The following is a 20,060-nucleotide window of genomic DNA, read 5'->3' on the forward strand; positions in this document are numbered from 1 at the left end:
CACATCATGTGACATTGGTTTACTTCAGAGCGAGCTTAACGTTGCGCTTATGCCAACAACCTAAACCATCTGGAAGGGTTTCATTAATCTGTACGTACTGGCTCGTCACCTTAGTAACTCGACCATTGTTTAAGCCAATAAACTGACCTTTTTTCACATTGACCACGTTCCCTTTCGGGGTTTGTACTAACCCTGAAACGCTTGTTCCACTGCCCATTACGCCTCTTAAACGCAGCTTACTCAGCGGGTATTTTTCTAGCTTGCCATTGCGAGAGCGTGCGCTTGGTTGCCAACAGTCTTTCTTCACCAAGGGTTGGTTTTGTACGATGGCTTCTTTAGGAAGTTCAAAGGGAGGGCGAAAGGCGTGGCGTTGATAAGTTGCGGCCAAGAACTCCGTTTCTGGGACAAGTTTTTCTACCTCTTTTCTCGCCTTAGCTTCAACTTGCCTCACAAAATCTTCTAACGAATCCTGATTGGCTTTACAGCCTGAAAGCACAAGCAGTAACAATAGGGACAAAAGGACGCTACTGAATTTCATCATTCACCTCCGATTTAAACTGATAGGTGTAAGCTCGAACCCTGAAATGTAGCGTGCTGCTTTCTTGACTGACTCGCTGCCAATTCACATCATCAAAGCTAATAATGCGCGGCAGTTTCGCGATGGCCGCGGAGAAATCGCCAATCTCGTGGTAATCACCGGTTAGCTCAATATTGAGGGGTAACCGATAGAGGAATTCCTTGTTCTGCTTTTGCCCCCAATCAATGCGCGTAAAGGTCAGCGCATTATCCAAACCAAGTTCATTCACTGAGGCCAACATACTGGCTAGCTCCTTTTGAACTGGCAACTGTTCTAACAGATAGTCGTAGCGACTGGTTAGCTCATCCAACTGACTCTGAAGCTTAGGCAAAGCCGCAACCTTGTTCGCTTTTATCCTTAACGTTGCTTTCAAAGTCTGCTCTTGCTGCTTCATCTGCTGCAGTTCATCGTCTAAAGGCAGCAAATACAGCCAAGTCCCGACACCTTGGATTAATATCATCAGCAACAGAATAACGAGCAGTTGGGACAACAACGGCCATTCGGTGATCTCATCAGCATCGAGATCTTGCAAGCTCACACTATTTTGCCAGCTAATCCTACTTTGAAGGTTAGCCATGATTTGCCCCCTTCTCTTTTCTGCTCGCGGTTGCGCTCTCTGCGGTTGTGTTTTCTAAAGAAACAGGGCTAAACACAAAAGAGACCTTGAAGGTCTGAAACTCTTTATTGAAGCGTTTTCGGTTATGGATAATAGAGTGCATCTCGACCCCTTTAAGAGAATCAGAACGCTCTAGATTGTCCAACATTGTGGCGAGGCGAGCCGTACTGTCGCTGATACCGGCCATCTCAATCTCCTGACCATTCATCTTTATCTTGTCGACATACACCCCTTCAGGAATCAGCTCCGGCATTAGATTCATAAAGTCGGTGGTCTTATTACGGCCAAGCTGTAACGACTCCACGACATCAAGTCGAGTCAGAATGGCTTTGTGTTCTTGTTCTGCAACTTTTAACGATTGAATTTGTCGGTCGAGCTCGGCAATGTATTGATTAAGATAATTGAGGCGAGCTTGCTGTTTGGCTTGTTGATCTTGAAAATAGTGACCAACCGCCCATTGCCCTGTAAGTGCAATGATGACGCCAAGAATGACTAGGTGAATAAAACGCTTCTTGTGCTGAGCGCGAATCTCATCACGCCACGGCAGCAGGTTAATTTGATGCAACATGCTTCTCTCCTTGCCACTTGAGTCCACTCATCGCCATACCCGCGGCAATGCCGAAATGTTGCCAGTTCATCGGCAGTTGGTGCCGCTTCGCCACCTTGTTCTCAAATAACGATAAAGGATTGAGCGATTCACAACTCATCTGAAAATGGCGCTCTAGATCTTCAGCCACCATCGGAATACAGGCTCCTTCGCCCATCAGCCAGATCCCGGATATCGGCTCAAGTGCATTCACTGAGGAATAGAGTTGCAACTGTCGCTTAAGCTTTTCAACCAAATTGACAATAAACCGATGTGTCTCCTCTGCGTTGCCGAACACACCTTCTGTATAACTCGGACTGTCAGTGCCACGAAGATCTTGAGTACCAAAGGCGATGTCTTTATAGAAAGGTGCTGAATCCTGCGGGATAATGCCTAACGACGTTTGGTCAAGTCCCACGTCCACCAGCAACCAGTTACTTTTTTCAGGATAAAGGCGTGAAGCCAACTGCCAAATATTGAGCAGACCATGTGCTTGGGTGTCGATGACAACAGGTTTAAACCCAGCTTTATTTAAAGCATCTGCTCGACTGTCTACAACTTCCTTACGAGTCGCATATATCTGATAGCTACTTGTCGATCCTTTACCAAATCGTTTGTCTTCCAGCTTTACAAAATCTAAACTCAGCTCCTCGATAGGAAAGGGAGATTGATGAGCAAAGGTTTGATAGATAGAAAACTCCTTTTCTCTGTCTTCTAAGTCACTCTCTATTTGCAGTACTTTGCTGATCACCGTGTTATCGGGTACCGAAATGGCGACGTTGCGACAGCCAAAAGGCAGTCCTTTCCTAAGTTCTTTAAGTTTCTTAACAGTTTTCTGATACTCCAAAGTATGGTTAGCTGTAAAAATGTCGTCCGAAATCGGCAGCTCTTTGTATCCCACTAGGGCATACAACTCCCCCACGGGTTTTAGTACCACGGCTTTGATGCTGTGATGATTTATATCTATACCTGTAATTAATGATGAACCCATGTGACCTAGCTCCTGAAGTGCCAAGCATTTCGTTGATTATCTAGGGGTTGTGATTATTAGTTAAATAAGCGTTAATAAACGAAAGCTAAGTTTTTAACCTAGAGTACAAGGGTTTGCTGCTTATCAGCCTTAACTAATCAGGGATTATCCGGTGAAGTTCATAAAGCGATTATTCATATTTACATTGATTTGCATGATTCTTGGAGTCAGTACAATTTTCGGGTTTTACTATTACGTAAAACCAGAGTTGCCTGATGTTGCCACTTTGCGTGACGTAGAACTCCAAACGCCAATGCAAGTCTTCAGTCAAGACGGTAAATTGATCTCTCAATTTGGTGAAAAGCGTCGTAATCCCGTGACTTATGACGAGATTCCTCGCCACCTAGTTGAAGCTTTGATTGCTACCGAAGATAGCCGCTTCTACGAGCACCCAGGTATTGACCCAATCGGTATCACTCGAGCAGCACTCGTGGTTGCTATGTCCGGTTCAGCCAAACAAGGGGCAAGTACCATTACTCAGCAGCTTGCGCGTAACTTCTTCTTATCTAATGAGAAAAAGATCATGCGTAAAATCAAAGAGATCTTCATTGCGATCCACATAGAGCAACTTCTGAGTAAAGAAGAAATCATGGAGCTTTACGTAAACAAGATCTTCCTTGGTCACCGTTCATATGGTTTCGGCGCAGCAGCGCGTGTTTATTTTGGTAAGGATCTTCCTGAGCTCACCTTAAGTGAATTGGCTACGCTTGCGGGCATGCCAAAAGCACCTTCAACTATGAACCCTATTTATTCTGTTGAGCGTGCGACCAACCGTCGTAACGTGGTATTACGTCGTATGCTAGACGAAAAATACATCACTCAATCGGAGTACGATGAAGCTCGCAGTGAAGAACTTATCTCGAAATATCACGGTGCCGAGATTGAACTGAGCGCACCATATGTAGCAGAAGTTGCACGAGCTTGGATGGTTGAACGCTATGGTGAAGCCGCTTACACATCAGGCATGAAGGTTTACACGACCGTTGATTCAAAACTGCAAAAAGCAGCGAACCAAGCCGCGATTAAGAACCTGCTCGGCTACGATGAGCGTCACGGTTACCGTGGTGCTGAAAAAGTATTATGGCAAACGGCGCAATCAACTTGGGATCAAGAACAAATCGTTAAGCACCTTAAGTCTCAACCAACCTATGGTGACTTAGTACCAGCAGTTGTAACTGCTGTTGATTCGAAAAGTGCTCAAGTTTGGGTTAAGAACCAAGGCGAAGGCACTATCGAGTGGCAAGGCATGAACTGGGCACGTAAATTCCTAACGGACAACCGCCAAGGACCAGCGCCTTCTCAAGCGAAGGAGATTTTGGCTGTTGGTGAGCAAGTTTGGGTTCGACATGAAGCAGTAACAGGCGATGAAGTATCTGAAGAGCCTACCGAAGAAACAACAACTGAACCTGAAACACCGGTTGTATGGCGACTAAGCCAAGTGCCAAATGCAAACACCGCGTTTGTTGCCATGAACCCTAACAACGGCGCAGTATTGTCGATGGTGGGTGGCTTTAACTTTGTACACAACAAATTCAACCGTGCGACCCAATCTATTCGTCAGGTGGGTTCTGGTATCAAGCCATTTATCTACTCAGCGGCGATTGAAAAAGGTTTAACACTAGCCTCACTGATCAACGATGCGCCTATTAATCAATGGGATAAGAGCCAAGGTACGGCATGGCGACCAAAGAATTCACCACCGACCTATGTGGGTCCAACTCGTTTACGTATTGGCTTAGCTCAATCTAAAAACGTAATGGCGGTACGTGTACTGCGCGAAGTGGGCTTGGATGATACTCGTAACTACCTAACTCGATTTGGTTTTGATATTGACGAAGTACCGCGCTCTGAAACCATTGCTCTGGGTGCGGGTAGCTTAACGCCAATGAAGGTAGCTCAAGGTTACTCAGTATTTGCGAATGGCGGCTACTACGTTGAACCTTTCTACATCAGCCGCATTGAAACACCATTTGGTGAGACTGAATTCCAAGCGACACCGAAAGTTGTGTGTAAAGACGATTGCCAACAGCCTATGACCTCAGATTCAATGGCTGATGAGTTTGCAGAGCAAGATGTGGATGCCCAAGTACAGTACGCACCTCAAGTGATCACTGAGCAGAACGCGTTCCTTGTTCGTGAAATGATGTACAGCAATATCTGGGGCGGCGGTGACTGGAGTGCAGGCACAGGCTGGAATGGTACAGGTTGGCGTGCTCAACCGCTGAAGCGTCGCGATATTGGCGGAAAAACCGGTACCACCAACGATTCGAAAGATACTTGGTACAGCGGTTACGGCCCAGGCATGGTTGCAACGGTATGGGTTGGCTTTGACAACCACAACCGTAACCTAGGTCGAACCAAAGCGAACTCTAACCTTGGTAAGAATCAAATTACAGGTGCAGAAGCGGGCGCTAAAACAGCAGAGCCGGCATGGGTTGATTTCATGGGCACAGCGTTAGCGGGTGTTCCTGCACAACGTAAAGAGCTTCCAGAAAATATCGTTCGCGTTCGTATCGACCGTGAAACTGGCTTACTGACCAACAAGTTCGATAGCTCATCAATGTTCGAGTATTTCGAGAAAGGCACTGAGCCAACCGAGTACATTACTGAACGTTTCAATGATGACATCTACTCAACGTCATCAGGTGAAGCAGTAGAAGAGCTGTTCTAATTAGGGTTTGTTGAACCAAGTAACATGAACCAACAAAAAGGGTTGATATGAATTCATATCAACCCTTTTTTTATGTCTCTAACCTGATCTATCTACGATTTAAATTAAATGACTAAACAGCTTTATCTAATTGAATTCGGATAGCCTCAGCCAGTTGCTCAAAACGCCCCTTTAGCGGAGAGCCCGGTCGGTAGGCAACAACAATGCGACGTGAAGGTGTTGGATTCACCGCTGGAACGTAACACACACCATCTTTCTGTTTTTCCTTTGGAACCGATAACTGAGGTAACAAGGTAATGCCCGCCCCTGCTGCTACCATGTTACGCAGCGTTTCTAAGCTGGTCGCTTTAAAGCGCTCATCGTCTTTTGCACCCGCAGCAAAACAGAAGCCTAAGGCTTGGTCTCGTAAGCAGTGACCATCGCCCAGTGCAAGTACGGTTTGTCCATTTAACTGCAACATATCGACCGTGTCTTGCTTAGCCCACTCATGATCACATGGCACTGCGACGCTTAACGGTTCGTTATACACATCAATCTCTTTGAACGCCGCCGTTTCATCAACTGCAGCCAATACCAAGCAATCAAGCTTGCCATCTTCAAGTTGACTCACTAGCTGATGGGTCTGCGCTTCATGCAGGTAAAGCTCAAGATCGGGAAAGCTATCTTTAAGATGAGGGATGATCTTAGGTAAAATATAAGGGCCAACGGTCGGAATAAAACCAATGTGCATCGGCCCCGTCATCGCTTCACCGTGTCCACTAGCCATATCCTTAAAAGTCTTTACTTCATTGAGAATACGCTTGGCTTGTTCAACAAGTTGTAACCCTGATTCTGTAAATATGACCTTCCTTGGACTACGCTCGGTTAACTGAAGTCCAATTTCATCTTCTAGTTTGCGTATTTGACCGCTTAGTGTCGGCTGACTGACAAAGCACGCTTCTGCCGCTTTTCGGAAGTGTTTGTGCTCTGCGAGCGCCACCAAGTATTCAAAGTCACGAATGTTCATGATCAGTCTCTTACCTCTGGTTTAATAAGAACAAGGGGTTTCATAGAAACATTTAAAAGAAAAATGCTCTTGATAGAATTTACCTATCAAAACCATAACATCAAACGATTAGAGCTATCAAAGGATTTGTCTAATAATGGGCTCAACGAAACGAAACAGAGCAAAGAAAAACGTTAAGCTCTGATAGAACAAAATTCAAAATACTATTTAAGGAAATCAATATGTTTGCATCTAAAGAAGGTCAATCAATCCCTCAAGTAACATTCCCAACTCGCCAGGGCGATGCATGGGTTAACGTAACGACGGAAGAGCTATTCAAAGACAAGACAGTTATCGTATTCAGCTTACCAGGTGCGTTTACACCGACATGTTCTTCAAGCCACCTGCCTCGTTACAACGAGCTACATTCTGTATTCAAAGAAAACGGTGTTGATGACATTCTATGTGTTTCAGTAAACGACACATTCGTAATGAACGCTTGGAAAGCAGACCAAGAAGCTGAAAAAATCACATTCATCCCAGATGGTAACGGTGATTTCACAGACGGTATGGGTATGCTAGTTGAGAAAAACGACATCGGCTTCGGCAAACGTTCATGGCGCTACAGCATGCTGGTTAAAAACGGCGTGGTAGAAAAAATGTTCATCGAAGAAGACGTACCAGGCGACCCGTTCAAGGTTTCTGATGCAGATACTATGCTTAACTACATTGCTCCTGAGCACAAAGAGCAAGAGTCAATCACAGTATTCACTAAGCCAGGCTGTCCTTTCTGTATGAAAGCGAAGCAGAACCTAATCGACAAAGGTTTGAACTACGAAGAAGTAGTACTAGGTAAAGACGCGACAACAGTAAGCCTACGTGCAATCTCTGGTCGTACAACGGTTCCTCAAGTATTCATCGGTGGCAAACACATCGGTGGTAGCGAAGAACTTGAAGCTTTCCTAGGTTAATGACTTACCATCGATATAAGCTTAATCGTTAAGTTAACTAAGCAATATCAGCTAACCCACCCTCTTGTGGGTTAGCTATTCCAAATACTCTTATCTGAGCTTTGGAAAAGAATATAGCTTGTGACTCGTCCGTCTTTAACTAACCTATAGTTAGTAACAAGAAGCAGTTAGCAATAAAGGCAGAGCGACGAGCTAAACCTAATAAAACAGAATCACAAAACTGACCCGCAATCCTGACTCTTAGAAAATCACCAGAGTTGGAGGGGTTCGTTCAAACTAAATTTAGCTATTGCGAGAAAATTATTATGAAACAAGTCAATGTAGATGTAGCAGTTATCGGGGGCGGTACGGCAGGTTTAGGTTCTTACCGCGCTGCAAAAGCACACACTGACAGTGTTGTGATGATTGAAGGCGGCCCTTACGGTACAACCTGTGCTCGTGTTGGTTGTATGCCATCTAAACTGCTTATTGCAGCGGCTGAAAGTGTACACCAAATTGAGAAAGCTCCGGATTTTGGCGTTCACCCACAAGGTGATATCGTGATTAACGGCCGTGAAGTAATGGACCGAGTGAAGTTTGAACGTGACCGTTTTGTTGGTTTTGTTTTAGAAGGTGTTGATGAAATCCCAGAGCAAGACAAGATCTCTGGCTACGCAAAGTTCTTAGATGACAACACGCTACAAATCGATGACCACACAGTTGTGACGGCTAAGCGTATTGTTATCGCAACAGGTTCTCGCCCTGCATACCCTGCAGCTTGGAATGAACTTGGCGACCGTCTAATCATTAATGATGACGTATTCAGCTGGGATGATTTACCAGAATCAGTGGCGGTATTTGGCCCGGGCGTCATTGGCCTAGAGCTTGGTCAATCACTACACCGCTTGGGTGTGAAAACAAAACTGTTCGGTTTAGGTGGTCAAGTTGGCCCAGTAACCGACCCAGAGATCATGGCTTACGCAGACAAAGCCTTCAATGAAGAGTTCTACCTAGATGCTGATGTAAAAATCGAAAGCATGAAGCGTATTACGACGGAATCAGGCGAAGCTCGCGTCGAAATCCAGTTCATCAATAAACAAGGTGAATTAGAAACTAACGTCGTTGAATACGTACTGGCAGCTACAGGTCGTCGTCCAAATACAGACAAGCTTGGCCTAGAGAATACCTCTCTAGAACTTGATGAACGTGGTGTGCCAGTTGCAGACTACTACACGCTACAAACATCGCTACCATCAGTATTTATTGCGGGGGATGCAAGCAACCAATTGCCTCTACTGCATGAAGCAGCAGACCAAGCACGTATTGCCGGTGATAATGCAGGTCGCTTCCCTGAGATTCGTGCAGGCCTACGCCGCTCTAAAATCTCTGCGGTATTCTCTGATCCACAAATCGCTATGGTTGGTGAAACTTACAAAGAGATCACCACACGCTTAGGCACATGTGGTTGTTTCGCAACAGGTGAAGTGTCTTTCGAGAACCAAGGTCGTTCACGAGTCATGCTGCGCAACAAAGGTATTCTGCACGTATACGGCGAGCAAGGTACAGGCCGCTTCCTTGGTGCTGAAATGATGGGACCAAACGCAGAACACTTAGCTCACCTATTAGCTTGGGCACACCAGAACAAGATGACGGTTTCTGAAATGCTAGACATGCCGTTCTACCACCCAGTAATTGAAGAAGGTGTACGAACAGCGCTACGTGACCTCAATGCGAAACTGCACCTAGGTCCAGAGATGGTGAAACACTGTCTAGATTGTGGCCCTGGTTGTTAATCGCAGAATATTGCTAGGCAGTTAGCAGCTTAATTTGTCAACAAAGACTAGATACTAAAAAGGAAAGCCATTGGCTTTCCTTTTTGTTTTTGGCAACGAGCAAATAACAGATTCCCGACCACGCTCCTTCGTCGCTACCGGGAATGACGCTGCTTTTAATACTGAGCAAATCCGAAGCCCAATAAGAACAACGCATAAACTAATCCAAGCTTTAACTCGTCATTCCAGAACAGAGGGACGAGGTATCTGGAATCTCTTGAAGCCATTGCGTCACTAAAAGCTTTAAGCAATTACTTCTCAGCAGCAATCACAGAGATCTCAACAAGTAGCGCTTCACGAGCCATATCGCCCGTCACACATGCGCGAGCTGGAGCGTGACCTTCAGGAACCCATGCATCCCATACTGCGTTCATTTCTTGGAAGTCTTTCATGTCTTTCAAGTAAATCGTTGCTGACAGCATGTGCTCTTTATCGCTGCCCGCTTGCTCAAGTAGGGCTTCCACTTTATCCAGCATCGTTTGTGTTTGCTCAGTGATGTCTTTGGTTGCATCAGCACACACTTGGCCACATAGGTAGATAGTGCCGTTGTGTTTCACAATACGGCTCATGCGTTGTTTGGTTTCTTGACGCTCAATCATCGACTTTCTCTCTCTGTGTCACCGTGATCCAATATCTTGTGACGTGTTATTATCAAGGCAACAAGCATAACGCGAATCAAACCCAAGATGACATGCATTCATTGCAATAAAAGTGAAAAAATCCGTAACAAACTCGGCCGCTGCCAGCGCTGCATGAATCAGCTGATGGTGTTGTCGATTTTAAGTTGGGGAGCATGGTGGTTGTTTTTCAAAGAAGACCCAAAAACCATCAATGCCATCGCTTTGATGATGGCCGCTTTCGTATTCAGCGGCTTGCTGTCGTTGCATTGGATAATGAAATTTGTCGTGCTGCCTTTAAGGAACAAAAAGCGTTAGCAGAGAGACTTTATTAGATAAACGATAATGGCTAGATGTTCGATTCAATGACCCGATAGTGCTTCGATTTAACGACCTATCTTCACTTCCCAAACAGCAGATAGAAAAAAGCCCCAGAACCAATCGATTCTAGGGCTTTCTTAGAAAATTCTAAGAAAAAGCAGTGGTACTTTAATAGACCGGACTTTTCTTAGTTTGTTCCCAAAAAAGATCAGATTTTTGATCTTTTTTTTAGGTGCCATAAAATCAATGCCTTATGCAACATTCACCTTTGCGATAATCTGTTCAACCAAGTTCACTTCCAACGCCACTTCATCACATGCATGTTGGCGAGGACACTGATCACAATCTTTCAGTACCTTCTCAGGTAGCAAAGATTTCGATGTTGGTAAAAAGTCATGCTTCATAAAGAACTCTGGGGTACGAGTCAGCACAAACACCTTCTTAATGGCCATTTGTCGCGCTTTATCAACCAAGTGCTGCACAATAGCGGTGCCCTGCCCTTGGCCTTGCCAACCAGCTTCAACACCTAACGAACGAATTTCCGCTAAACCAGAGTCATACACATAGAGTGATGCACAACCTGTCACCTCACCATGATGCTCTGCGACGGCAAACGAACCAATATCACGCACCAGTTCATTACGAGAACGAGGCAAGTTTTCACCCATATTCGCCCAGTAGGCCACCATGCCTTCCAACGCTTCAATATCGGTCAGACGAGCAGAACGAACCTTAACGATAGAAGTATCACGCTGTGATAAACGCTTCTCTGCTTGGTCAACCGCGTAAGCCACTTGTTGTGGTGATACACCGCCTAGCGCACTACGTTTTTCAAGACACGACTCAATGGTCAGGATGTCATACACATCCTCTTCAATCACCTCAGAGAACTCTTTCATCTCTGCGATGGTTAACTCTTCTAATGCACAGCCTTTAGCAATCGCTGCGACGACTGTTACACCAACAATATGGTGAGCTTCACGGAAAGGAATGCCTTTCGCTACTAAGTAATCAGCCAATTCTGTTGAGTTCGCATAACCTTGCTTCGCTGCTTCAAGTGTACGTTCGCCGTTCACTTTAATGCCATCAAAACAAAGAGCAGCCATTTCCATACAATCATTCCAAGTATCTAAAGCGTCGAACAGACCTTCTTTATCTTCTTGCATGTCTTTGTTGTACGCCAAAGGCAGAGCTTTTACAGTCATCATCATTGCAGCTAATGAACCGTACACACGGCCAGTTTTGCCACGGATTAGCTCTAGCGCATCTGGGTTTTTCTTTTGTGGCATCAGAGATGAACCTGATGTCACGGTATCTGCTAACTCGATGAAGTTCGATTCACCCGAGTTGTAGAAAATCATATCTTCTGCAAGACGCGAAAGGTGAAGCATAGAAATAGATGCAATCGACATCAGCTCCATCACATGATCACGGTCAGATACTGAATCTAGAGAGTTACGCGTTGCACGATGGAAACCTAAGTTGTGAGCTAACTCTTCACGGTCCATCGGGTAAGCAGTTCCAGCAAGGGCACCAGAACCCAGCGGACATGTATCTAGACGCTTAATCGCATCATTCAAACGAGAATAATCACGCTCAAGCATTTCAACGTAAGCCAAGCACCAGTGAGCAAAAGTTACCGGCTGAGCACGTTGTAAGTGAGTGTAGCCAGGAAGTACGGTTTCTTGATGCTGAGAAGCGACGTTCACCATTTGGCTTTGTAGGCGATCCAATGCAAGTAGCAGTTGGTTACCTTGCTGACGACACCATAGTTTAAGGTCTGTCGCCACTTGGTCATTACGAGAACGGCCAGTGTGAAGTTTTTTGCCCAAGTCACCGACTTTGCCGATAAGTTGTTGCTCGACCCAGCTGTGAATATCTTCTGCATCAGAACGTAGAATCTGTTCAGGATCTTCCATCACCTCAAGTTTTAGCTCATTCAACGCTAACTCAAGCTTCTGTTGCTCTTCTTCGGTTAATACGTTGACCGACAGTAGAGCTTTAGACCAGGCAATTGAGCCCACAATGTCTTGCTCAGCCAATCGGTAATCAAAACGAAGAGAATCGTTAAAATCTTTAAACCGGGTGTCTGCTGCTTGGGTAAATCTACCGCCCCATAATGCCATTGTGTATCTCCTAATTGCACAGTGCTCACTGTTTTTGCAAATGATAATTCTGATTAAAATTCAGCATTTTTCTGATGGTTTAAACTTACGGCAATTCAAAATGAAAATAAAGTATTAATTCATTATTTTAACATATTTATTCACCAATGATTTAATCCACTATTTATTTTCAGCGTGATTCGCGAATTATATGCCATTCAATGATAAAAACCGAAGCTGATTTATTAGACTAATAGATAGAAAAAAGCCCATTCACTAATCAATAGTGGATGGGCTTTGCGTAATAATGTCTATTTGCTAGCCTTCCGTTATTCGTAAAAGGCTAGCTCACTAACTCATTGTTCGGATTACTTTTGGCTATTCAGAGCACGGATACGGCTTGATAGCGAGTAAAGACGGATAAAGCCTTCAGCGTGGCTTTGGTCGTAAACTTCATCTTCACCAAAGGTTGCAAACTCTTCTGAGTACAAGCTGTTGTCAGAACGCTTCTGAGTCACAGTTGCATGGCCTTTGTAAAGTTTGATAACCACTTCACCATTCACGTCTTGTGCTAGCTCATCTGTTGCTGCAAGAATTGACTTACATAGCGGAGTGAACCAACGGCCATCGTATACAAGGTGAGAAGCTTTAACACCTAGCTCTTCACGGAATTCGAATGCCGCTTTATCAAGAACCAGTTGCTCTACTGCACGCAGTGCTTCCATCATGATTGTGCCACCTGGAGTTTCGTAACAACCACGAGACTTCATGCCAACAAGACGGTTTTCTACGATATCGATACGACCAACACCGTGCTTCGCACCCTTCTCATTTAGGTAAACCAGTGCGTTGTATGGCGTCATTGTTTCGCCATCAACCGCTACTACTTCACCTTTTTCAACTTTAAGCGTCACAGTTTCAGATTCGTTTGGCGCTTGCTCTGGGTCTACAGTCCAAGCCCAGCAATCTTCATCCGGTGCGTTCCATGTATTTTCTAGAACGCCACCTTCTGTAGAGATGTGCCATGCGTTTGCATCACGCGAGTAAATCTTAGTAAGAGAAGCGGTACAAGGGATGTTACGCTCAGCTAGGTAGTCTAGACACTCTTCACGGCTCACTAGATCCCATTCCCGCCAAGGTGCAATTACGTGTAGGTCTGGTGCTAGTGCAGCAAATGCACCTTCAAAACGAACTTGGTCATTACCCTTACCTGTACAGCCGTGACACAATGCATCTGCACCTACTTTACGTGCAACTTCAACCTGAGCTTTCGCAATGATTGGACGAGCCATTGAAGTACCTAACAAGTATTTGCCTTCGTAGTAAGCACCCGTTTTTAGTGTTGGGTAGATGTAGTCAGCCACCATCTCTTCTTTAAGGTCTGCGATGTAGCACTCAGATGCACCAGAAGCTTTTGCTTTCTCTTCGATACCAATCAGCTCTTCATCGCCTTGGCCTACATCTGCAACAAATGCGATAACTTCGCAATCATAGTTCTCTTTCAACCATGGAATGATTACTGATGTGTCTAGACCGCCAGAGTAGGCTACTACAACTTTCTTTACGTTAACTTTGCTCATTTTCTTTCTCCTAGTTTCCATACTGCACATGGCGGTCAGCGTTGGAAATGACTTCATTATTATGTGTTAAATTTATTTGTCTAAATTCTTTAAGTCGTGACTCGTTGTGAGGTCTACTGAGGTAAAAACTGCGTTCCTATGCTTTTACCTGCAAAAAGTTGTGTCAGTTTTTCTGGGTATCGCCAAGTGGCAACTTCGATTGGTCGTCCAAGGTCATTAGCCGCTTCTAATGCAGCTTGTACTTTCACGATCATGCCGTCGGTAATCACTTTACCTTTAATAAGGTCATCGGCTTGTTGCTGATTAAGGCTTGGAATCAGGTGGCCTTTACCATCCAACACACCACTTACATCAGAAAGCAGTACCAGTTCAGCATCAAGCGCGCCTGCAACGGCAACCGCAGCTTGGTCGGCATTGACGTTCATCAGTTGGCCTTGCTCAGTCAGACCAATTGAGCTAATGATTGGCAGTGCGCCCGCATTAAGAATCGCTTGCAGAACGGTTGAGTCGCCCGGCTCCGCTTTTCCTACCGCGCCCAGTTCAGGGTTCAGTTCGCTGACTTTGCATAAACCACCATCTGCAAGGCTCAAACCAACGGCATTGATACCGTCTTTAATTGCCTGACCTTGAAGTAGTTTGTTGGCCGTGCCCGCTAGCGCGCCAGCGATAACAGGGATCTGATCATAAGGAGTAACACGAAGCCCCTCTTTCTTAACGGTTTCGAGGTTCAACTTATTCATCAAATCATCAACAAGGTAACCACCGCCGTGAACAATCACGATTGGTCGCTGTGCCTGTTGTTGGTAAGCTGAAATCGCACCAAATAACTTGCTAAGTGTTTCACCACAAGATAGCGCAGCGCCACCTAACTTTATGATTAATGGTTGATTATTAAGGCTCATATCTAGATTCCCTTACACTAACGCAGTTAATGGCGCAAAACCATAACGTAAATTTAAACACTGCATCGCTTGGCTAGATGCACCCTTTAATAAGTTATCAATCGCCGAAACAACGATGATGTGCTGACCTTGTACCTTCCAGCCTAAATCGCAGAAAGGTGTCTGTTCTACATCTTGAATTCTTGGCAATGTCTCTTCGAGCAATCTCACGGCTGGCTTACCTTGATAAGCTTGCTCGAAGGCATCTTGTATCTGTTGTTCTGTCACACCGTCAGCCAGTTTCATGGTAATGGTCGCTAAAATGCCACGCTTAAAGTTGCCGAGGTGCGGGGTGAAAATCACATCACATCCTAAATGTGCGACCATTTCAGGTTGATGACGGTGATTGAAGACGCCATAAGCTTGCAGGCTCACTTCGCAGAAGCTGTTAACCATGGTCGCCTTGCGGCCTGCACCAGTTACACCGCTGGTTGCGTTAATCACTGGCCATTGGTTCTCATCAAGTAACTTGGCTTCAACCAAAGGCTTAATCGCCAGTTGTGATGCCGTTGGGTAACAACCCGCTACCGCAACAAGCTGAGCTTCTTTTATTTCTTGTTCGTTCCATTCCGCTAAACCGTAAGCCGCTTTGTCTAGCCATTGTTCGTGTTGATGTTCAAAACCGTAAAACTCTTGATAGAAGTTTTCACCTTTAACTCTGAATGCACCCGATAGGTCGAAAACTTGGCAATCGTTCTCTAGAAAAATGGGCGCTAGGTCGTGACTGACTTCGTGTGCCGTTGCTAGAAAAATCACATCAGACTGTTTAGCCACTTCTTCCGGATTTGTTAAAGGTTGTACTGGCATATCAATCAGGCCAGCTAACTTACCGTGCAGTGCAGCGATAGGTTTGCCCGCATCTACACTATTGGCTGAGACATATAAACCTGATAGCGTGAGCTCAGGGTGTCTGTTTATCATTAGAGCCAGTTCTGCTCCTGTATAGCCGCTTGCACCAATGATCGTGGTTTTCAACATCTCAACACATCCATTCTTGAGGTAAGTTATATTTCAAATTTGACTATTCATACTTAATTTTTAGCTATATTTGATTTCTTATGCATTAAATATGATTTAATATGTGTTTTACCGACTTATGGTTTTCCTGTCAATAGTAGAAGTGAAGATATTATGCAATTACCGAGTTTCCTTGAGGTCTATAAAGGCCTAATTTCCACCGACTCCATTAGCTCAACAGATCCAAGCTGGGATCATGGCAACGAGAAAGTGATCGAAAAAATGGCTCAATGGTTTAAAGACGTAGGCTTTAGCGTTGAGGTCGTGGAAGTCGAACCCGGCAAGCATAATATGGTCGCAAAGATGGGTTCTGGCGAAGGGGGCTTATTGCTTGCAGGACACAGCGACACCGTGCCATTCGATGAAGGACGTTGGAACTTCGACCCTCACGCATTGACAGAACACAACAACCGCTTCTACGGATTAGGCACCGCCGATATGAAAGGCTTTTTTGCCTTCGTTTATGAAGCTGCTAAGAAAATGGATTGGAGCAAGCAAACCAAGCCGCTTTATGTTTTAGCTACGTGTGACGAAGAAACCACTATGCTAGGTGCACGTCATTTCACTGAAAATGCGCCGTTTAAACCGGACTACTGCATTATTGGTGAGCCGACCAGCCTAGTGCCTATTCGCGGTCATAAAGGTCACGTCGCTAATGCTGTGCGAGTAACGGGTAAATCAGGTCACTCTTCTGATCCTGCATTAGGCGTTAACGCCATCGAGATCATGCATGAAGTGCTGTTTGCTTTAATGCAGCTGCGTGACAAGTTAGTCAAAGAGTACCATCACCCGGGTTTCGCGATTCCAAGCCCTACTCTAAATCTTGGGCATATTCACGGAGGAGATAGCGCTAACCGAATCTGTGGTTGTTGTGAATTACACTACGACGTTCGTCCTTTACCGGGCATCAGCTTAGATGGTTTGGATAACATGCTACGCAGCGCGCTCAAGGAAGTAGAAGCAAAATGGCCGGGCAGGATTGAGATTACTCCCCTGCATGAGCCGATTCCGGGTTACGAATGTCAGCACGATCATCCATTTATCGGTGGCATGGAATCAGTGTGTGAAACCGAATCTCAAACTGTGAACTATTGTACTGAAGCACCTTTCCTTCAGGAGTTATGTCCAACCTTAGTGTTAGGCCCAGGCTCAATCGACCAAGCTCACCAACCGGATGAGTTCTTAAGCTTCGATTTTATTGACCCTACAATTGATGTTCTGAGTAAATCGATCCGTAAATATTGTTTCTAGTTATTACTTTCCTTCCGATATTTTCATATAAAAGCCACCCGAAAAGGTGGCTTTTATTCTGTTATCCCTGACACAGCCCGATCTTGTAATTAAATTTCACTTTTTCCCTAAGTTTTGAAAAATTTACTTCTCCCGCATTTTTAAACCTAATAATTGCAAACTTAGAATGCTTTATTTGACTAGATACAGCACTTTTCGCTAGATTGTGTACTTAACAAGGAACAATGGATGTAATTTTTTTACGAGGCAGGATGACAATGAACGAGAAATACGCCGCTCTCAAGAGTAACGTAAGCATGCTGGGACGCTTGCTAGGTAACACAATCCAAGATGCACATGGTGACGTTATCTTAGAGAAAGTGGAGACTATCCGTAAACTTTCCAAATCCGCCCGCGCAGGCAACAAAGCTGACCGTGACAGCCTAGTTGAAGAAATCAAAAACCTGCCGAACGAACAACTCACTCCTGTTGCTCGTGCATTTAACCAATTTCTCAACCTCACCAACATGGCAGAGCAATACCATACGATCTCTCGCCACTGTGAGGAGCATGTTTGTGAACCAGATGTGCTGCAATCTCTATTTTCCAAATTAAATCAGAATGACATCAGCAAGCTAGACGCAGCTCAAGCCGTTCGCGACCTGAACATTGAACTCGTTCTGACTGCACACCCAACAGAAATCACTCGTCGCACCATGATCAACAAGCTGGTTAAGATCAACGAGTGTCTGTCTAAATTAGAATTAAGCGACCTATCACACAAAGAGCGTGCCAAGACAGAACGCCGCCTAGAGCAACTTATCGCTCAAGGTTGGCACTCGGATGTGATTCGCCAGCAACGCCCAACGCCACTTGATGAAGCTAAGTGGGGCTTTGCGGTTGTCGAAAACTCACTTTGGGAAGCTGTGCCTGATTTCCTACGTGAAATGGATGGTCGATTAAAAGGTTACCTTGGTGAAGGCCTGCCAATTGATGCGCGCCCTGTTCATTTCTCATCTTGGATGGGTGGTGACCGCGATGGTAACCCATTCGTAACGCACACCATCACTAAAGAAGTACTGCGTCTATCTCGCTGGAAAGCCGCTGATCTATACCTAGGTGACGTGAACGAGTTGATTACCGAACTGTCGATGACCAAGTGTAATGATGCCGTTCGTGAATTGGCTGGCGATGAGCACGAAGCTTACCGTGCAATCCTGAAGAGCCTACGTACTCTGCTCAACAACACGCTAGAAGTGCTTGATGCAAAACTGCACGACGCAGAAGTACCGAAGAAAGAAACTCTACAGAACATAGACCAACTTTGGACACCACTTTACGCATGTTACCAATCACTGCACGAATGTGGCATGGGCGTAATCGCGGACGGTTCTCTACTTGATACGCTACGCCGCCTAAAAGCATTCGGCGTGCATTTGGTTCGTCTCGATGTTCGTCAAGAAAGTACTCGTCACTCAGATGTGCTATCTGAATTGACTCGCTACCTAGGCATTGGTGATTACGACCAATGGAGCGAGCAAGATAAGGTTGCTTTCTTAACCAATGAATTAAGCTCAAAGCGCCCACTGTTACCACGCGACTGGGAACCATCTGAGCAGGTCAAAGAGGTTTTAGACACCTGTAAGGTCGTTGCTGCTCAACCTCGAGAAGCCTTTGGTGCTTACGTGATCTCTATGGCTCGTACTGCGTCGGATGTATTGGCTGTACATTTGCTTCTACAAGAATGTGGTTGCCCGTACCGCATGGACGTATGTCCATTGTTCGAAACGCTAGACGACTTGAACAACTCAGAAGCCGTAATGAAACAGCTAATGAGCATCGATTTATACCGTGGCTTTATCCAGAACCACCAAATGGTGATGATCGGATATTCTGACTCAGCTAAAGATGCCGGTGTAATGTCTGCAGGCTGGGCGCAATACGATGCAATGGACAAGCTAGTTAAGGCTTGTGAAGAAGAAGGCATTGAACTGACTCTATTCCACGGTCGTGGTGGTACGGTTGGTCGTGGTGGTGCGCCAGCGCACGCGGCTCTTCTTTCTCAGCCACCTAAAAGCTTGAAAGGCGGCTTACGAGTAACTGAACAAGGCGAAATGATCCGCTTTAAACTTGGCTTGCCAGATGTTGCAGTTAATAGCTTCAACCTATACGCAAGTGCGATTCTAGAAGCGAACCTTCTGCCACCACCAGAGCCAAAACAAGAATGGCGCGACCTAATGGAAGTGCTGTCTGAAGTATCTTGCGAAGCTTACCGCAACGTCGTTCGTGGTGAAGAGAAGTTTGTTCCTTACTTCCGCCAAGCGACGCCAGAGCTAGAGTTAGGCAAGTTACCTCTTGGTTCTCGTCCTGCGAAACGTAACCCGAACGGCGGCGTAGAAAGCCTACGTGCGATCCCATGGATCTTCTCATGGAGCCAAAACCGTTTGGTACTTCCTGCATGGTTAGGCGCTGGTGAAGCGATTCAATACTCTGTCGATCAAGGCCATCAAGCGCTACTTGAAGAGATGTGTCGTGAATGGCCATTCTTCTCGACTCGTCTAGGTATGTTGGAAATGGTGTACTCGAAGTGCAACATGGAAATAGCTAAGTACTACGACCAGCGACTTGTTGACGAAGAGCTATTACCTCTGGGTGAGTTACTGCGTGAACAGCTGCAAAAAGACATCAAAGCGGTGCTGAATGTAGAAAATAACGAGAACTTGATGCAAAGCGACCCTTGGGGACTTGAGTCAATTCGTCTACGTAACATCTATGTTGAGCCACTAAACATGCTTCAAGCGGAACTGCTTTACCGTACTCGTAAGTGTGAAACACCACCAGCAGAGCTAGAAGAAGCGCTAATGGTGACGATTGCAGGTATTGCAGCAGGTATGCGAAACACTGGTTAATTAGTGATTCCTACTATAACCTGATCAGCATTTACATCTACAAAAAGAACAAAAGGTCGCCATTGGCGGCCTTTTTATTTTACCAAGCGACCA

General features: G+C 45.4%; 16 protein-coding genes. 6 read left to right on the forward strand and 10 right to left on the reverse strand.

Annotated elements, in window-relative coordinates; all coding sequences use genetic code 11:
- Positions 1 to 19: 19 nt before the first annotated feature.
- The 4 genes from ACED60_RS09730 to pilM are packed head-to-tail and all read right to left on the reverse strand — an operon-like array spanning position 20 to position 2,770.
- Positions 20 to 538, reverse strand: coding sequence for a pilus assembly protein PilP (locus ACED60_RS09730; RefSeq protein WP_371727435.1), 519 nt, complete (start codon positions 536 to 538; stop codon positions 20 to 22).
- Positions 525 to 1,154, reverse strand: a complete 630-nt coding sequence (locus tag ACED60_RS09735; RefSeq protein ID WP_371727418.1) for a type 4a pilus biogenesis protein PilO — start codon at positions 1,152 to 1,154, stop codon at positions 525 to 527. Before ACED60_RS09735 ends, ACED60_RS09730 begins: the two co-directional genes overlap by 14 nt.
- Positions 1,147 to 1,761, reverse strand: a complete 615-nt coding sequence (locus ACED60_RS09740; RefSeq protein ID WP_065679726.1) for a PilN domain-containing protein — start codon at positions 1,759 to 1,761, stop codon at positions 1,147 to 1,149. Before ACED60_RS09740 ends, ACED60_RS09735 begins: the two co-directional genes overlap by 8 nt.
- On the reverse strand, positions 1,745 to 2,770 hold the full coding sequence (gene pilM, locus ACED60_RS09745; RefSeq protein WP_269335883.1) for a type IV pilus assembly protein PilM: 1,026 nt from the start codon (positions 2,768 to 2,770) through the stop codon (positions 1,745 to 1,747). Before pilM ends, ACED60_RS09740 begins: the two co-directional genes overlap by 17 nt.
- A 151-nt stretch (positions 2,771 to 2,921) precedes the next feature.
- Here pilM and ACED60_RS09750 point away from each other — a divergent pair, with 151 nt between their 5' ends.
- On the forward strand, positions 2,922 to 5,480 hold the full coding sequence (locus ACED60_RS09750; protein WP_198592283.1) for a penicillin-binding protein 1A: 2,559 nt from the start codon (positions 2,922 to 2,924) through the stop codon (positions 5,478 to 5,480).
- 112 nt (positions 5,481 to 5,592) lie between these two features.
- Here the strand turns inward: ACED60_RS09750 and oxyR are convergent, their stop codons facing one another.
- Positions 5,593 to 6,486 (reverse strand): DNA-binding transcriptional regulator OxyR, encoded by an 894-nt coding sequence (oxyR, locus tag ACED60_RS09755; RefSeq protein ID WP_102250575.1) that lies wholly within the window; start codon positions 6,484 to 6,486, stop codon positions 5,593 to 5,595.
- 221 nt (positions 6,487 to 6,707) lie between these two features.
- Between oxyR and ACED60_RS09760 the strand changes: the two genes are divergently transcribed.
- Both ACED60_RS09760 and ACED60_RS09765 read left to right on the forward strand, forming a co-directional pair.
- The gene (locus ACED60_RS09760) at positions 6,708 to 7,436 is read left to right on the forward strand and encodes a glutathione peroxidase (protein WP_010435300.1); all 729 of its coding nucleotides are present in this window, start codon (positions 6,708 to 6,710) and stop codon (positions 7,434 to 7,436) included.
- A gap of 305 nt (positions 7,437 to 7,741) precedes the next feature.
- Positions 7,742 to 9,208, forward strand: coding sequence for a dihydrolipoyl dehydrogenase (locus ACED60_RS09765; RefSeq protein ID WP_371727419.1), 1,467 nt, complete (start codon positions 7,742 to 7,744; stop codon positions 9,206 to 9,208).
- A gap of 290 nt (positions 9,209 to 9,498) precedes the next feature.
- Here the strand turns inward: ACED60_RS09765 and ACED60_RS09770 are convergent, their stop codons facing one another.
- A complete protein-coding gene (locus tag ACED60_RS09770) occupies positions 9,499 to 9,846 on the reverse strand; it encodes a RidA family protein (RefSeq protein ID WP_004729674.1) in 348 nt (115 codons plus the stop codon).
- Between the two features lie 87 nt (positions 9,847 to 9,933).
- Between ACED60_RS09770 and ACED60_RS09775 the strand changes: the two genes are divergently transcribed.
- Positions 9,934 to 10,182 carry a DUF3624 domain-containing protein gene (locus ACED60_RS09775; RefSeq protein ID WP_029225380.1) on the forward strand — a complete coding sequence of 83 codons (249 nt, stop codon included), beginning with the start codon at positions 9,934 to 9,936 and terminating at the stop codon, positions 10,180 to 10,182.
- Between the two features lie 254 nt (positions 10,183 to 10,436).
- Here the strand turns inward: ACED60_RS09775 and argH are convergent, their stop codons facing one another.
- The 4 genes from argH to argC all read right to left on the reverse strand — a co-directional run bounded on the left by argH (position 10,437) and on the right by argC (position 15,789).
- Positions 10,437 to 12,311 (reverse strand): argininosuccinate lyase, encoded by a 1,875-nt coding sequence (gene argH, locus ACED60_RS09780; protein WP_009848895.1) that lies wholly within the window; start codon positions 12,309 to 12,311, stop codon positions 10,437 to 10,439.
- A gap of 347 nt (positions 12,312 to 12,658) precedes the next feature.
- On the reverse strand, positions 12,659 to 13,870 hold the full coding sequence (locus tag ACED60_RS09785; protein WP_009848894.1) for an argininosuccinate synthase: 1,212 nt from the start codon (positions 13,868 to 13,870) through the stop codon (positions 12,659 to 12,661).
- Between the two features lie 113 nt (positions 13,871 to 13,983).
- Positions 13,984 to 14,772: an acetylglutamate kinase gene (argB, locus tag ACED60_RS09790; RefSeq protein WP_269335894.1), complete on the reverse strand. Its 789-nt coding sequence runs from the start codon at positions 14,770 to 14,772 to the stop codon at positions 13,984 to 13,986.
- A gap of 12 nt (positions 14,773 to 14,784) precedes the next feature.
- Complete coding sequence (gene argC, locus ACED60_RS09795; protein ID WP_102258061.1) at positions 14,785 to 15,789, reverse strand: N-acetyl-gamma-glutamyl-phosphate reductase; 1,005 nt, start codon at positions 15,787 to 15,789, stop codon at positions 14,785 to 14,787.
- Positions 15,790 to 15,942: 153 nt separating this feature from the next.
- On the opposite strand from argC, the gene argE reads away from it, so the two are divergent.
- Together argE and ppc are read left to right on the forward strand one after the other, a co-directional pair.
- Positions 15,943 to 17,079, forward strand: coding sequence for an acetylornithine deacetylase (argE, locus tag ACED60_RS09800; protein ID WP_009848891.1), 1,137 nt, complete (start codon positions 15,943 to 15,945; stop codon positions 17,077 to 17,079).
- 251 nt (positions 17,080 to 17,330) lie between these two features.
- Positions 17,331 to 19,967, forward strand: coding sequence for a phosphoenolpyruvate carboxylase (ppc, locus tag ACED60_RS09805; protein WP_017096539.1), 2,637 nt, complete (start codon positions 17,331 to 17,333; stop codon positions 19,965 to 19,967).
- Positions 19,968 to 20,060: the final 93 nt, after the last annotated feature.

Source organism: Vibrio sp. 1F279, from assembly GCF_041439815.1.
Taxonomy (GTDB): Bacteria; Pseudomonadota; Gammaproteobacteria; order Enterobacterales; family Vibrionaceae; genus Vibrio; species Vibrio tasmaniensis_A.